The following is a 12,990-nucleotide window of genomic DNA, read 5'->3' on the forward strand; positions in this document are numbered from 1 at the left end:
TTAAGCCCCTTTCTTTGCTTTGACTTTGACAGCCGGGGACACGACCACTTGGCCGTTCTTTGCACCCGGAACTGCACCCCTGACCAGCAACAACTGGCGCTCAGCATCAATGCGAGCGATTTCCAGATTTTGCGTGGTGCGGGTAACGTCACCCATGTGACCCGTCATGCGCTTGCCCGGGAAAACGCGACCCGGATCCTGCGCCATACCGATGGAGCCAGGAACATTGTGGGAACGCGAGTTACCGTGGGTAGCGCGACCGGAGCCGAAGTTGTAACGCTTGATGGTACCGGCATAGCCTTTACCAATCGTCACACCCTGGACGTCGACCTTTTGGCCAACTTCGAACAGGCTGACGGACAGCGCGTCACCAACCTTCAGGGCGGCGGCAGCTTCAGCAGCGATACGGAATTCTTTGAGCATTGTGCCGGCTTCGACGCCAGCCTTGGCGAAGTGACCGGCAGCAGCCTTGTTGACACGGGAAGCACGGCGGGCGCCGAATGCAACCTGGACAGCCGAATAGCCATCGGTGTCAGGCGTTTTGATTTGCGTCACGCGATTGTTCGACACGTCGAGCACGGTCACAGGGATCGAATCCCCGTCATCCGTGAAGATGCGCATCATCCCAACCTTGCGACCCAAGAGGCCTTGGTTTTGGTTCATTTTTTCTCCATTCCCGCCTACGATTGGGCGGGGCTGATGTATTTAAAACTACAAACAACCAAAGGACTCCAAAAAAGGAATCCTCGGCGAAGCCGGCCATTATAACCGTCGATCGGGACTTCTACAATACCCAAATCAAAGAGTGCCGCTTTCAGTCCCGATTGCTGCGAAAAAACAACTCCGCGTATTTCAAACCGGTTATTGCAGTTTGATTTCCACGTCTACGCCAGCCGGCAAATCCAGTTTCATCAAGGCGTCGACCGTTTTGTCGGTCGGATCCACGATGTCCATCAGGCGAACGTGCGTACGGATTTCGAACTGGTCACGCGAGGTCTTGTTGACGTGCGGCGAACGCAGAACGTCGAAACGCTGAATACGGGTCGGCAGAGGAACCGGGCCCTTGACGACAGCGCCGGTACGCTTGGCGGTATCGACGATTTCCAGTGCGGATTGATCGATCAGACGATAGTCGAATGCCTTCAGGCGGATACGGATCTTCTGGTTCGGAGCAGACTTCGATGCTGTTGACATGATTTTTCCTTAAAGAGCGAGCCGCGGGCCGAAACCCGCAGCATGAACGACGGCAACGTTGGTTACCATCAACTTGTTACTTAGTCCATGATCTTAGCGACGACACCGGCGCCGACGGTACGACCGCCTTCACGGATGGCGAAGCGCAGACCTTCTTCCATTGCGATCGGGTTGATCAGTTGCACCGTGATCGACACGTTGTCGCCCGGCATGACCATTTCCTTGTCCTTCGGCAGTTCGATCGAACCCGTCACGTCCGTCGTACGGAAGTAGAACTGCGGACGGTAGTTGTTGAAGAACGGGGTGTGACGACCACCTTCGTCTTTCGACAACACATAGATCTCGCCCGTGAAGTGCTTGTGCGGCTTGATCGAACCCGGCTTGGCCAGAACCTGACCACGCTCGACGTCTTCACGCTTGGTGCCGCGCAGCAGCACGCCGACGTTGTCGCCTGCCTGACCTTGGTCGAGCAGCTTGCGGAACATTTCGACGCCGGTGCAGGTGGTTTTTTGCGTATCGCGGATACCGACGATTTCGATCTCTTCGCCGACCTTGACGATGCCGCGTTCGACACGACCGGTCACAACGGTGCCGCGACCGGAGATCGAGAACACGTCTTCGACCGGCAGCAGGAAGGTACCGTCAACAGCACGTTCCGGCGTCGGGATGTAGGTGTCCAGTGCTTCTGCCAGGGCCAGGATGGCTTGCTCGCCCAGCGGGCCTTTGTCGCCTTCCAGGGCCAGCTTGGCCGAACCTTTGATGATTGGCAGGTCGTCGCCCGGGAATTCGTATTTGGAGAGGAGCTCGCGCACTTCCATTTCGACCAGTTCCAGCAGTTCTGCGTCGTCGACCATGTCTGCCTTGTTCAGGAAGACGATGATGTACGGCACGCCGACCTGACGCGACAGCAGGATGTGCTCACGCGTTTGCGGCATTGGGCCGTCGGCTGCGGAGCAGACCAGGATTGCGCCGTCCATCTGCGCAGCGCCAGTGATCATGTTCTTGACGTAGTCGGCGTGGCCTGGGCAGTCAACGTGGGCGTAGTGACGGTTCGCAGTTTCGTATTCGACGTGCGCGGTGTTGATCGTAATGCCACGCGCCTTCTCTTCCGGCGCAGCGTCGATCTCGTCGTATTTCTTCGCTTCGCCACCGAACTTCGCCGACAACACCGTCGCAATCGCCGCCGTCAGCGTCGTCTTGCCATGGTCAACGTGACCGATCGTGCCCACATTCACGTGCGGCTTCGTCCGCTCGAATTTGCCTTTTGCCATCTTGAACTCCTAACAATTTTGATGAGAATGTTCAGGCACACGCCCGACCGACTGCTTGTTTAAAACTGAAACCGCAACCGCGAAAACAACGAAACGCCTTGCAACGAAATGCTTTGGTGCCCTTGACGTGGATTGAACACGTGGCCTCTCCCTTACCAAGGGAGTGCTCTACCACTGAGCTACAAGGGCTTACCTGCCGCCCGCGCCAACTGTGCGCGTCCGACTTGAAAACTGGAGCGGGTGAAGGGAATCGAACCCTCGTCTTAAGCTTGGAAGGCTTCAGCTCTACCATTGAGCTACACCCGCGAGGGCTACCTGCTTCGCCAAACAAACCTGCTGCTTCAATTCTTTTCCCGCGTACATCTTGGTGGAGGGGGCTGGATTCGAACCAGCGTACTCGTAAGAGGGCAGATTTACAGTCTGCTGCCTTTAACCACTCGGCCACCCCTCCGCGGGGAACCCCAAACTATATGTGAGTGATCGCCCTTTGTCAACAAAAGAAAGGGTTTGGCAGACTTATTTTTGCAGCATGAAAATGAAGATGCGGCAGCGGATGTTCCCGCCGACTGGCGGAAACCGGTCAAAACCGCGTTTCGCGTGCCGCGCGCAGGAAATTGTCGAGAATCGGCGTGCAATCCAGCAGCTCCGCACCGCCAGCACGATGGAATTCCGGATGCCACTGCAAACCCATCACGAACCGCGATTTCGCGTGGCGCACCGCTTCAACAATACCGTCTTCGGAGATGGCCTCGACCACCAGATCACGCCCCAGGTCCCGCACAGCCTGGTGATGGATGGAGTTGACCAGCGGCGCGGCATTGGATTCGAACAAGGCCCCAAGCGAAGAGCCGGGCGGGAAGCTGATCGCATGGCGATGACTGTCGTACAAATCGTTCACATGCGGCATCGCATCCGGCACGTCGGTCGCAATATCCTGATACAGCGTACCGCCGAAGGCGACATTGATCAGTTGACAACCCCGACAAACGCCGAGCACCGGCTTGCCGGCCTCGATGAACTCGTGCAGCAGCTCCAGTTCGTACATGTCGCGCGCACTGTCGCCTATCCATTCGGGGCGCGTCGGCGTTTGCGAATAGGTCTGCGGCGCGACGTCGGCACCGCCCTGCAATACCAAGCCGTCCAGATGCTTGGCGTAGTCGCGCAGGCGAATCTTGCTCGGATGCAGCATGCCGTTGGTATTGACGGTCGGGATCATCAAGACCAGCACGTCACGCGACATTACCCATTGCGCGATCGATTCTTCCAGGTATTGCAAGGTCTTCGCCTGCAAACCCCTGGCACCGGCTTCAGGATGGAAGATGCGCGCGGAGACGCCGATCTTCAGCGTGCGCTGCGTCAGCCGTCGACCGGCCTGATCGGACAGGCTTTGCATGCGCGCCGAAAACACGCGCCATACATGCTTCCATGGCGTATCGTCCGGCGCCTGATAGGCCGGCGTGCCATCCCGGTTGAATTCCAGCTTGGCGCTGGGAACGAACGGTGCGCTAGAGGCGGCAGCAGAATCTTCGGCCGCTGTCGGCGGCGCAGCTGACGATGCAGTCGGCAGGTCGGGCGGCAGCGGATCCGCAGTGGGACGCGCATCCGGAGTGGCAGGGGGAACGGGGGGCAGATTGATATCGGATTGATCGGACATGGCTTCGCTTCAGATTCTGGAACAGGGATAGACAACCGCTTTCGCCAAATTATCCGCGCTTGCCCGCTTCGTTGCATAAATCGCGATCGGAACCGGCCTGTCGATTATAGAAAAATCCGCCGTCGCAGCAAACGCGTGCATGCCGAAAACGGCATAATGCGACACACATTTTCTTCATTGCCGACCGATCATGCTGACCATCTATCACAATCCGCGCTGCTCGAAATCCCGCGGCGCCCTCGAACTGGCAACAACCTTCGCAGAACGACACGGCTTCGATCTGCAGGTCGTCGATTATCAGAAGACGCCGCCGACGCGCGCGCAACTGGTGGAATTGCACCGTCTGCTGCAATCCGAAAGTGTCGTCTCCGTACGCGACATGGTGCGCGATGGTGAAACCGCCTTCACCGAACTACAGCTCGCCGAGGCTGACGACGATACGCTGCTGGACGCCCTGGCAGCACATCCCGGCTTGTTGCAACGCCCCATCGTCTGCTTCAATGAACGCGCCGTCATCGCCCGCCCGCCGGAGCTTGTCGAGCGCATCCTGCAAGCGGGCTGAAACTAGGCCGACCAGCTGACCGATTCGGCCGGCGGCACACGCGGAATCAGCTTGTAGGCGCGCGTGATTTCGTATTTCTTCAAAATGTCGCGATACATGCTGGTCAACAGCGAAAGCCGCGGATTGCGCGGATCGAGGCGGCGCGCATTGGCAATATAGTCGCGCGCCAGTTCGCCAAGCTGCGCATCCCAGCCCGTACTGTCCAGACACTTGAGCACAGCGACCGCCGCATTGAAGACGACCTGCGGATTCTCCGGCAACTTGGCCGCCGCTTCCGACATCAATGCCACGGCGCCGTGATAGTCGCCCAGCCGCGCCTTTTCAGCACCGGCCGCAACCAGATCGACAACCTGGCTCTTGCTCTCCCGCGCGACGCGCTTGGCGAGATCGTCGCGCCCAGCTTCGCGGAATACATGCATCGCACGTGATACCGCCGTGCTATTCGATGCATTGCCCACCACTGCCGTCATCACCTCGACGGCGCCCTGTTCCAGCCCGCTCTGCAGGCAATTGCGCGCCAGGGTAATTTTCGTGTCGTTGGACATGCCGATCGGTTCACGGCAGGCGGCAATCGCCGCTTCCAGTTCTTCGATCGCCTGTTCCGTATCGCCATTGTGCTTGTGCAGCATCGCCGTCGCCAGCGCGCGGCAAGCCGGCGTCTTGCGGACATTGGCAAGCGATTTCGCCAGCTCGCGGATCGCCGATGTCACCAGTTTCAACTCGCCCTTGCCGATCGATGTCTCGACCAGCCGCACATGATCTTCCGGTTCGCGAAATTCCGAAAACCGCGCCTTCGCGACCACTTGCTGGAAGACGCGATGCGCAGTATCGGTGTCGCCCGTTTCCAGCGCCACGCAGCCGAGCCGGCGCAACCTCTGCAACGCATACGGCGAACGATGCACGGCATTTTCCAGTGTCTGCTGCGCCTGCCTCATCCGGCCCATCGCTTCCTGCGTACGCGCCAGCCAGTCGTAGGCTTCAAGGAATTGCCGCTTTTCATCGACCAGCGTCTGCAACATGTCTTCGGCTTCGGCCAGGCGATTCTGCATGAACAGCGTGGTCGCCAGACCAAGCCGCGCCCAAGCGATGGAGCGCTTCGCGAACAATTCCGAATACAGCGCTTCGGCTTCGTCCAGCTCACCCAGCATCATATGCACCTCGGCCCGCAGACGCATGAAGTCCGCCTGGTGGCGCGGATGTGTGTGCTCGCCAACCTCGCAGGCTTCGATCGCTTCGTTCAAGCCGCCGTGATCGATCATCTGGTGAATCGGCGTCAGCGCATCACGCTTGTCGATGGCCTTGGCAATGCGTTCGAGCAGCATCTCGGCGGTGAACGGCTTCAGCACATAGTCGTTGAGCATCAGTTCGGCGGCGCTGACGACTTTTTCGTGGTTGCGCTCGGCCGTCACCATGATGAAAACGGTGGAAGGCGGAATGAGTTTGTTGTGGCGCAGGTCTTCCAGCAGTTGCTGGCCGTCCTGCCCTTCGCCCAGATCGTATTCGCAGACGACCAGATCGAATGCCTTGCCCTTCAACGGGCGAATCGCGCTGCTGGCGCTGGCGGCATATTCGATCCTGGTCATGCCGCTCGAGCTCAGCATGTTGTGGATGCTGGCGCGCATGCCTGCATGCGGTTCGATGATCAGAGCGGTAAGTCCGGCGAGTTCTTGCATGATGTAAAACCGATGACGAGAGAGCAGTGGAAAGCGGTTGCTCCCCATGCAGAATATTACCGCACGGAAATTCTTTGCAAGAATGCCGTTGTATTTTGATGCGCAAGCTGTGCTTTCGTTGATGCAAAAACAAGCTGCCCGGCAGTCGCAGCCGGCCTTCGAACCGATCGATGCATCCAGCTATCCGGCGCACATCGCAAAAATCTCAGCCTCGCACAATGCGTGGACACTTGCCACCTGCCCGAATCGTCAAGACAAAATGAAACGGGCCGGCAAGCCGGCCCGTCGTTTTCCGCAAGACTACCTGGTTCAGGCTTCCACTTTCGCAGCCGGCTCTTCGGCCGGCGTCTCCAACTGTGTGACCAGCAGGCGATCAATACGGTTGCGATCCATGTCCACCACTTCGAAACGATAGCCTTCCCACTCGAAACTGTCGGACATTTGCGGAATATGGCCGAGGAAGGTCATCACGAAACCGGCCAGCGTGTGATAGGTGCCGGCCGCCTCTTCCGGGAAGCGCACTTCCGTCTGCAACAGTTCGCGGAAACGATCGAACGACATGCCGCCGTCGATCAGCCACGAACCGTCGTCGCGTTGCACGCCATCGACTTCATGATGCTCGTCGATCACCGAAACATCGCCCACCAGCGCACCCAGCACGTCGCTCAGCGTGACGACGCCCTCGATCTCGCCGTACTCGTCGATCACCAGCGCCAGTTCAGCGCGGTTCTTCTTCAGCGTTTCCAGCAGTTGCATCGCGCTGATGGTTTCCGGCACGAACAGCGGCGGACGTGCGGCAGCTTCGATATCGACCGCCGTGATCGCCTTGCCGTGGATCGCCTGATCGAACAGGCTGCCGGCGTGCACGATGCCGATGATGTGCGACAGATCGCTCTTGCAAACCGGGAAACGGCTGTACGAGCTGTCGGCAATCTTCGCCAGATTGGTTTCGATCGGATCTTCGATGTCGATGTAATGAATGTCCATGCGCGGCGTCATCAGGCTGCCGACACGCTGGTCATCCAGCCGCAGCGCGCGCGACACGATGTCGTGCTCGGTCTTTTCGAACAGGCCGGCATCGGCACCTTCGCGGAACAGGCCGGTGATTTCTTCCTCGGTGACCGCATCGTCCTTCTTGTGATGCATGCCGAGGATGCGCAGCACGAATTCGGTGGTGAACGTCAGCACCTTGACGAACGGTGCCATCAGACGCGACAGCCACAACATCGGCGCGGCGACCAGCGAGGCGATCGTTTCGGGATACTGCATCGCGATGCGCTTGGGAACCAGTTCACCCAGAATCAGCGAACCGAACGTGATGCCGACAACCACGATGCCCAGCGCGATTTCGCGCGCATAGACGGTCAGGACCGGGATCAGCGCGATTTCCGGCGTTAATTTTTCGACCAGCGAAGCTTCACCGAACGCACCGTTGAAAATGCCGATCAGCGTGATGCCGACCTGGATCGTGGAGAGGAAGCGGCTGGGGCTCTCCGACAGATCGAGCGCTGCCTTGGCGCCGCGGCTGCCGTTTTCGGAGAGTTTCTGGAGACGAATGCGTTTGGAGGTAACGATGGCGATTTCCGACATGGCGAATACGCCATTGACGAGAATCAGGCCGATGATGATAAATATGTCCACTACGAAGGGAACCGACGGTTTGGACCCGCCTGCCCTGCTGTTGAAAGGATTGGAATCATAACATCCGCATGCGATCACGCAGCAAAACTGACGAAATCCGGTTTAAATCCCCGCTAAAACATGACATTTTTAAACGCGCCATTTCCTGCAAAACGCCCTCACCAGAATCGTTTCACTGCTTCGGCGATCAAAAAGACGACCGCCGACCACAGCACCGTCGAGCCGAAAGGCAGCACCAGCTTCAGTCGTCCCAGATCGATACGTACATCGCCGATGATGCGGCCGACGCCCACTTTTTCCAGTATCCAGGGCAATAACGCGTAAAACACCGTCAGCCCGACAAAAATCGCGGCAACCCAGCGAATCATTCTTCCTCCATGACGAATCGCGCCGTCACAGCAGGCGCGCCAGCAACAAGGCCAGCAACGACAGCAGCACCGTCGATGCGAACGGCAGGAACAGCGTTTTTCCGAACAAGCGGAAGCGCAGGTCGCCCGGCAGGCGGCCGATGCCGAGTTTTTCCAGCCACGGCAACGCAGCGGAGAACACGATGACGGCTATAAAGATAACAAGAAACCAGCGGACCATGACCGCCTTTCAGGGGAAACCATGTGATTGATGCGCCGTCCGACAGACAGCGCGTCAGAGACGCCAGCTCCGATCGGCACGGTCGAAGCGATCCGGCAATTCCACCGCCTTGCCGACCGCCAGCACCTTGAACAGCTCGCCCATTTCGGCCGGCGACGTCAATTTCTGTACCGCGTTGGATTGCGGCAGATAAGCCTGCACGTTTTCCGGTGCCGTTCCCAGCAAGCGATCGGCCAGCCCGGCCGACAACAGGAAGCCGGCCTGGCTCATGTAGCCGATCATGTCCAGCCCGCCCTGCACCGCCGCGTGCGCCATCGCCGTGAAATCGATGTGCGCGGTCAAATCCTGCAGTCCCGGCAGATAGAACGGATCGCCATGCGCATGATGCCGATAGTGGCACATCAGCGTGCCGGTGCTGCGCTGGTCCAGATAGTATTCATGCCCCGGAAAGCCGTAGTCGATCAGGATCGCCGCACCGCCACGGCCGGATTGTGCATAACCGGCGTCGAACATGCCAGCCAGCGAACGCATGAAGCCTGCCGCAACCGGATGCACTTCGGTGACATAGCCGACCGGCAGCGCATCCGCATCCGGAATCTGCGCCAGCAACGCCGCATCGCAATCGCGGTCCTCGAAGACGAAGCGGTCGTCGCGCCACGCCACGCCGCGTTCCCGCCAGCCCTGTTCGCCCTTCGCCACCAGCGACACCGGCATCGCGTCCAGCACTTCGTTGCCAACCACCACGCCGGAAAACGCCCGCGGCATCGCATCCAGCCACGTCACCTGCGGATAAGCGGCCAGCCTTTCCTGCTGGCGCGCGCGCAATTCGCCGGACAAATCGACAATCGCGTAACTTTCGACCGCGATACCGGCCGTTGCACATTCGGCAAGGATGTCAGCTGCCAGCTTGCCGGTGCCGGCACCGAATTCCAGGATGTGCGGCGCACTCTGCGCCATCAGTTCGCCGATCGGATGCGCCAGCGTGGCGCCGAAAAGCGGCGTCATCTCCGGCGCGGTTGTAAAATCACCGTCTTTGCCGAGTTTGGCCGCGCCGCCGCTGTAATAGCCGAGGTCCGGCGCATACAGCGTCAATTCCATGTAACGCGAAAACGGAATCCAGCCGTCATGGCGGCGGATCTCGTCGACGATCAGATGCTTCAGGGCTTGCGACGCAGCGAGCGCGTCCGGCGAGGGTTCTGGTAAATGGGCGTGGGCTTGCATGGCGCGTATTGTAGAGAAATCGGCGCAAATAATCTGAATCCGGCGAATCCGACGCAACCGTTACACCCGGCACAAAAATTCCGGCACAACCGAAACGATCATGTCCGCACAGTCGAACGCTTCCAGAAAGACCGTACTGGTGACCGGCGCCGCCCGGCGCATCGGCCGCACGATTGCGCTCGCGCTGGCACAGCGCGGCTGGGACGTCGTCGTGCATTACCACCGTTCGGCCGATGCCGCGCGGGATGTCGTCGGCGAGATCGAAGCGCTGGGCCGGCGCGCCGTTGCGCTGTCGTGCGATCTGGCCGATGAAACAGCCGTGCGCACGCTGCTGCGTCGCGCATCATCGTTGCTGGGCCCTATCTCGTGCGTCATCAACAATGCTTCGCGCTTCGACTACGACACAGTGCAGGATATTTCACGCGCCTCGCTGGATGCGCACATGCATGCCAATCTGCTGGCCCCGGTTCTGCTGGCGCAAGCGCTGCACGCGGCGACACCGGAAGACGCGCAAGCCGTCACGATCAACCTGCTGGACCAGAAGCTGTACAACCTGAATCCCGACTTCCTGTCGTACACCTTGTCGAAAGCCGCGCTGCACAGCGCCACGACGATGCTGGCGCAGGCGCTGGCGCCGAAGGTGCGCGTGGTCGGCGTCGCGCCCGGCATCACACTGGTATCCGGCAACCAGACCGAAGCCGGCTTCGCGCAAGCACATCAAGCGACGCCGCTGGGCCGCTCCAGCACGCCGGACGACATCGCCGCCGCAGTCTGCTTCGTCGCCGAATCGCCGGCCATCACCGGCACCACGCTGGTCGTCGACGGCGGCCAGCACCTGATTTCCCTGCCGCGCGACGTGATGTTCGTCGCCGGCTGATCCTTTTTCCGTCTCAACCCACAATCATGAATTCCTTCCTCTTTCATCCCAGCCTCGCCAATTGCCGCCGCCTGTTCCTGCGCGACTACGAAGTACAGATCAACATCGGCGTACACGACTTCGAAAAGAAGGGTGAGCAGCGCGTGCTGATCAACGTCGACCTGTTCATTCCGCTGAATGAATCGACGCCGACGCACGATTTGCTGGAGGAAGTGGTGGACTACGACTTCATGCGCTCGACTATCGCCAAGCGCATGGCTGAAGGCCATATCCATCTGCAGGAAACGCTGTGCGACGATGTCATCAAGGCGATGCTCGCGCATCCGAAAGTACGCGCCGCGCGCGTCTCCACCGAAAAACCCGACGTCTATCCGGATTGCCAATCGGTCGGCGTCGAAGTATTCCGCATCAAGGAGGACTGAACATGTCCGACACCGCATTGCAGTTCGCAGCGCCGCACGCAACAGAAAAAGCTGCACCGCCGACGGCGAAGCAGGCCGAAAAGATCGCCTACGAAAACAACAAGCTGCACAAGCGGCTGTGCCGCCAGGTCGGCCAGGCGATCGGCGATTTCAACATGATCGAGGAAGGCGACCGCGTGATGGTCTGCCTGTCCGGCGGCAAGGACAGCTACGCCTTGCTCGACATTCTGATGACGCTGCGCGAACGCGCGCCGATCAACTTCGAGATCGTCGCCGTCAACCTCGACCAGAAGCAGCCGAACTTCCCGGCCGATGTGCTACCGGCCTATCTGGAAAAGCTCGGCATTCCGTTCCACATCGAGAACCAGGACACCTACAGCATCGTCAAGCGCCTGATCCCGGAAGGCAAGACGACCTGCTCGCTATGCTCGCGCCTGCGCCGCGGCATCCTGTATCGCGTGGCCGACGAACTGGGCGCGACCAAGATCGCGCTCGGCCATCACCGCGACGACATCATGGAAACCTTTTTCCTCAACATGTTCTTCGGCGCCAAGATCAAGGGCATGCCGCCCAAGCTGCAGTCGGACGACGGGCGCCACATCGTGATCCGTCCGCTGGCCTACGTGAAGGAAGCCGATACCGAACGCTATGCGCAGGTGAAGGATTTCCCGATCATCCCGTGCGATCTGTGCGGCAGCCAGGAAAACTTGCAGCGCAAGCAGATCAAGAACATGCTGCGCGAATGGGAGAAAAAACATCCGGGGCGCGTCGACAACATCTTCGCGTCGCTGTCCACCGTCGTGCCGTCGCACCTGATGGATCGCGATCTGTTCGGATTCGCCGATCTGAAACCGACCGGCGAAGCGATGGCAAACGGCGATATCGCATTCGACGAAGAGCCGTGCGCGACCACCGCTACGCAAGTCGGCGTCATCAAGCTGCATGCGGACGAATAGCGACTAAGCAACGACGAAGCAACGACAAAACAGCAACAGCAAGTAGTAAAATTTCCAGGCGGGTGGACGACCTCCCGCCTTTGCCACTGTCCGGGACGACCCGTTTGGAGAAATGAAATGTCCTGGATCTATCTGTTGATCGCCGGTTTGCTCGAAGTCGTCTGGGCATGGAGCATGAAGCAATCCGCCGGCTTCACCCGCCTCGGCCCCACCGCCATTACCCTCGTCGCCATGATTGCCAGCTTCTGGTTGCTGGCGCTAGCGATGCGCACGCTGCCACTTGGCACCGCCTATACGATCTGGACAGGCATCGGCGCCGTCGGCGCGTTTGTGGTCGGCGTTACGGTACTGGGCGAACCGTTGACGGCATTGCGCATGGTCGCCGTCGTCCTGATCGTCAGCGGCCTGGTATTGATGAAACTCGCCACGCCGCATTGATGCAGCATTGAAAAAGAAAAGGCAGGTGGTCGAAACGACACCTGCCTTTTTTGTACACCATTCAACCGCGCCAACTATTCGCCCAGCGCTTTCTGTGCGCGCTGCAATTCATCCTGCGCTTCCTTCACCTTGGCTTCGCGCTTGGCCAGCTTGCCGGCATCCTTGCCCTCCGCCCTGGCTTCCTGCAACTCACGTTCGCGTTCGGCCAGCTTCTCGCGCACTTCGGCGACATCTTTCTCGCGCGCCTTGCGCAGCGATGCCGGCGAACAGTTTGCTTCCTGCTCACGCAAGGCCTTGTTCAGGCCGGCGACGCGCTTGTCATTTCCATTCTGCCTGGCGTGATCGATCTGCTCCAGGATATCTGCGCGCTTTTCCTCACAGGAATTCGCCGCATTGTCCGCAACGGAAAACGCAGATACGGAAGACAACAGCAACAGAATGGCAAATCGCTTCATGGATTTCTCCTTCGTCATTGCTTCAGGTTATGCCGACA

General features: G+C 59.5%; 15 protein-coding genes and 3 tRNA genes. 5 read left to right on the top strand and 13 right to left on the bottom strand.

The features are described 5' to 3' along the window. The 7 genes from rplC to IEV40_RS10360 form a co-directional block, all read right to left on the bottom strand. On the bottom strand, positions 1-663 hold the full coding sequence (gene rplC, locus IEV40_RS10330) for a 50S ribosomal protein L3 (protein ID WP_188421369.1): 663 nt from the start codon (positions 661-663) through the stop codon (positions 1-3). Between the two features lie 198 nt (positions 664-861). Further along, positions 862-1,194 carry a 30S ribosomal protein S10 gene (gene rpsJ / locus IEV40_RS10335; RefSeq protein WP_188421371.1) on the bottom strand — a complete coding sequence of 111 codons (333 nt, stop codon included), beginning with the start codon at positions 1,192-1,194 and terminating at the stop codon, positions 862-864. An 80-nt stretch (positions 1,195-1,274) separates the two neighbouring features. Beyond that, entirely contained in the window at positions 1,275-2,465 is a 1,191-nt protein-coding gene (tuf, locus tag IEV40_RS10340; RefSeq protein ID WP_188421373.1) for an elongation factor Tu, read from the bottom strand. A gap of 114 nt (positions 2,466-2,579) precedes the next feature. Then, a tRNA-Thr gene (locus tag IEV40_RS10345) sits at positions 2,580-2,654 on the bottom strand. Between the two features lie 43 nt (positions 2,655-2,697). After that, positions 2,698-2,771, bottom strand: a tRNA-Gly gene (locus IEV40_RS10350). 59 nt (positions 2,772-2,830) lie between these two features. Then, a tRNA-Tyr gene (locus IEV40_RS10355) sits at positions 2,831-2,916 on the bottom strand. Between the two features lie 129 nt (positions 2,917-3,045). Further along, positions 3,046-4,119 carry a gamma-glutamyl-gamma-aminobutyrate hydrolase family protein gene (locus tag IEV40_RS10360; RefSeq protein ID WP_188421375.1) on the bottom strand — a complete coding sequence of 358 codons (1,074 nt, stop codon included), beginning with the start codon at positions 4,117-4,119 and terminating at the stop codon, positions 3,046-3,048. A gap of 190 nt (positions 4,120-4,309) precedes the next feature. On the opposite strand from IEV40_RS10360, the gene arsC reads away from it, so the two are divergent. Then, entirely contained in the window at positions 4,310-4,681 is a 372-nt protein-coding gene (arsC, locus tag IEV40_RS10365; protein WP_188421377.1) for an arsenate reductase (glutaredoxin), read from the top strand. A gap of 2 nt (positions 4,682-4,683) precedes the next feature. Here arsC and IEV40_RS10370 read toward each other — a convergent pair whose 3' ends face one another. From IEV40_RS10370 to IEV40_RS10390, 5 genes are all read right to left on the bottom strand, one after another. Next, positions 4,684-6,354, bottom strand: a complete 1,671-nt coding sequence (locus IEV40_RS10370; protein WP_188421379.1) for a tetratricopeptide repeat-containing response regulator — start codon at positions 6,352-6,354, stop codon at positions 4,684-4,686. Positions 6,355-6,663: 309 nt separating this feature from the next. Beyond that, complete coding sequence (locus IEV40_RS10375; protein WP_188421382.1) at positions 6,664-7,995, bottom strand: hemolysin family protein; 1,332 nt, start codon at positions 7,993-7,995, stop codon at positions 6,664-6,666. A gap of 158 nt (positions 7,996-8,153) precedes the next feature. Beyond that, a complete protein-coding gene (locus IEV40_RS10380) occupies positions 8,154-8,363 on the bottom strand; it encodes a DUF2905 domain-containing protein (protein ID WP_188421384.1) in 210 nt (69 codons plus the stop codon). A gap of 25 nt (positions 8,364-8,388) precedes the next feature. Continuing rightward, on the bottom strand, positions 8,389-8,583 hold the full coding sequence (locus tag IEV40_RS10385; RefSeq protein WP_188421386.1) for a DUF2905 domain-containing protein: 195 nt from the start codon (positions 8,581-8,583) through the stop codon (positions 8,389-8,391). A 54-nt stretch (positions 8,584-8,637) separates the two neighbouring features. Further along, positions 8,638-9,804, bottom strand: a complete 1,167-nt coding sequence (locus tag IEV40_RS10390; protein ID WP_188421388.1) for a class I SAM-dependent methyltransferase — start codon at positions 9,802-9,804, stop codon at positions 8,638-8,640. A gap of 100 nt (positions 9,805-9,904) precedes the next feature. Between IEV40_RS10390 and IEV40_RS10395 the strand changes: the two genes are divergently transcribed. The 4 genes from IEV40_RS10395 to IEV40_RS10410 all read left to right on the top strand — a co-directional run bounded on the left by IEV40_RS10395 (position 9,905) and on the right by IEV40_RS10410 (position 12,497). Continuing rightward, the gene (locus IEV40_RS10395) at positions 9,905-10,681 is read left to right on the top strand and encodes an SDR family oxidoreductase (protein ID WP_188421391.1); all 777 of its coding nucleotides are present in this window, start codon (positions 9,905-9,907) and stop codon (positions 10,679-10,681) included. Positions 10,682-10,707: 26 nt separating this feature from the next. After that, the gene (locus tag IEV40_RS10400; protein ID WP_188421393.1) at positions 10,708-11,103 is read left to right on the top strand and encodes a dihydroneopterin aldolase; all 396 of its coding nucleotides are present in this window, start codon (positions 10,708-10,710) and stop codon (positions 11,101-11,103) included. A gap of 2 nt (positions 11,104-11,105) precedes the next feature. Further along, positions 11,106-12,059, top strand: coding sequence for a tRNA 2-thiocytidine(32) synthetase TtcA (gene ttcA, locus IEV40_RS10405; protein ID WP_188421395.1), 954 nt, complete (start codon positions 11,106-11,108; stop codon positions 12,057-12,059). Positions 12,060-12,176: 117 nt separating this feature from the next. Then, positions 12,177-12,497, top strand: a complete 321-nt coding sequence (locus tag IEV40_RS10410) for a DMT family transporter (RefSeq protein ID WP_188421397.1) — start codon at positions 12,177-12,179, stop codon at positions 12,495-12,497. Between the two features lie 74 nt (positions 12,498-12,571). On the opposite strand, the gene IEV40_RS10415 is transcribed toward IEV40_RS10410, so the two are convergent. After that, entirely contained in the window at positions 12,572-12,952 is a 381-nt protein-coding gene (locus IEV40_RS10415) for a DUF1090 domain-containing protein (protein ID WP_188421399.1), read from the bottom strand. Positions 12,953-12,990 lie beyond the last annotated feature (38 nt).

The sequence above is a fragment of the Oxalicibacterium solurbis genome, assembly GCF_014635845.1.
GTDB classification, from domain to species: domain Bacteria; phylum Pseudomonadota; class Gammaproteobacteria; order Burkholderiales; family Burkholderiaceae_D; genus Oxalicibacterium; species Oxalicibacterium solurbis.

Bases quoted from the DNA above. Each gene is read 5' to 3' on its own strand.
- IEV40_RS10410 (WP_188421397.1), top strand. From the start codon at position 12,177: ATGTCCTGGATCTATCTGTTGATCGCCGGTTTGCTCGAAGTCGTCTGG.
- rplC (WP_188421369.1), bottom strand. From the start codon at position 663: ATGAACCAAAACCAAGGCCTCTTGGGTCGCAAGGTTGGGATGATGCGC.
- IEV40_RS10370 (WP_188421379.1), bottom strand. From the start codon at position 6,354: ATGCAAGAACTCGCCGGACTTACCGCTCTGATCATCGAACCGCATGCA.
- IEV40_RS10390 (WP_188421388.1), bottom strand. From the start codon at position 9,804: ATGCAAGCCCACGCCCATTTACCAGAACCCTCGCCGGACGCGCTCGCT.
- IEV40_RS10360 (WP_188421375.1), bottom strand. From the start codon at position 4,119: ATGTCCGATCAATCCGATATCAATCTGCCCCCCGTTCCCCCTGCCACT.
- rpsJ (WP_188421371.1), bottom strand. From the start codon at position 1,194: ATGTCAACAGCATCGAAGTCTGCTCCGAACCAGAAGATCCGTATCCGC.
- arsC (WP_188421377.1), top strand. From the start codon at position 4,310: ATGCTGACCATCTATCACAATCCGCGCTGCTCGAAATCCCGCGGCGCC.
- IEV40_RS10395 (WP_188421391.1), top strand. From the start codon at position 9,905: ATGTCCGCACAGTCGAACGCTTCCAGAAAGACCGTACTGGTGACCGGC.
- IEV40_RS10415 (WP_188421399.1), bottom strand. From the start codon at position 12,952: ATGAAGCGATTTGCCATTCTGTTGCTGTTGTCTTCCGTATCTGCGTTT.
- IEV40_RS10385 (WP_188421386.1), bottom strand. From the start codon at position 8,583: ATGGTCCGCTGGTTTCTTGTTATCTTTATAGCCGTCATCGTGTTCTCC.
- ttcA (WP_188421395.1), top strand. From the start codon at position 11,106: ATGTCCGACACCGCATTGCAGTTCGCAGCGCCGCACGCAACAGAAAAA.
- IEV40_RS10400 (WP_188421393.1), top strand. From the start codon at position 10,708: ATGAATTCCTTCCTCTTTCATCCCAGCCTCGCCAATTGCCGCCGCCTG.
- IEV40_RS10380 (WP_188421384.1), bottom strand. From the start codon at position 8,363: ATGATTCGCTGGGTTGCCGCGATTTTTGTCGGGCTGACGGTGTTTTAC.
- tuf (WP_188421373.1), bottom strand. From the start codon at position 2,465: ATGGCAAAAGGCAAATTCGAGCGGACGAAGCCGCACGTGAATGTGGGC.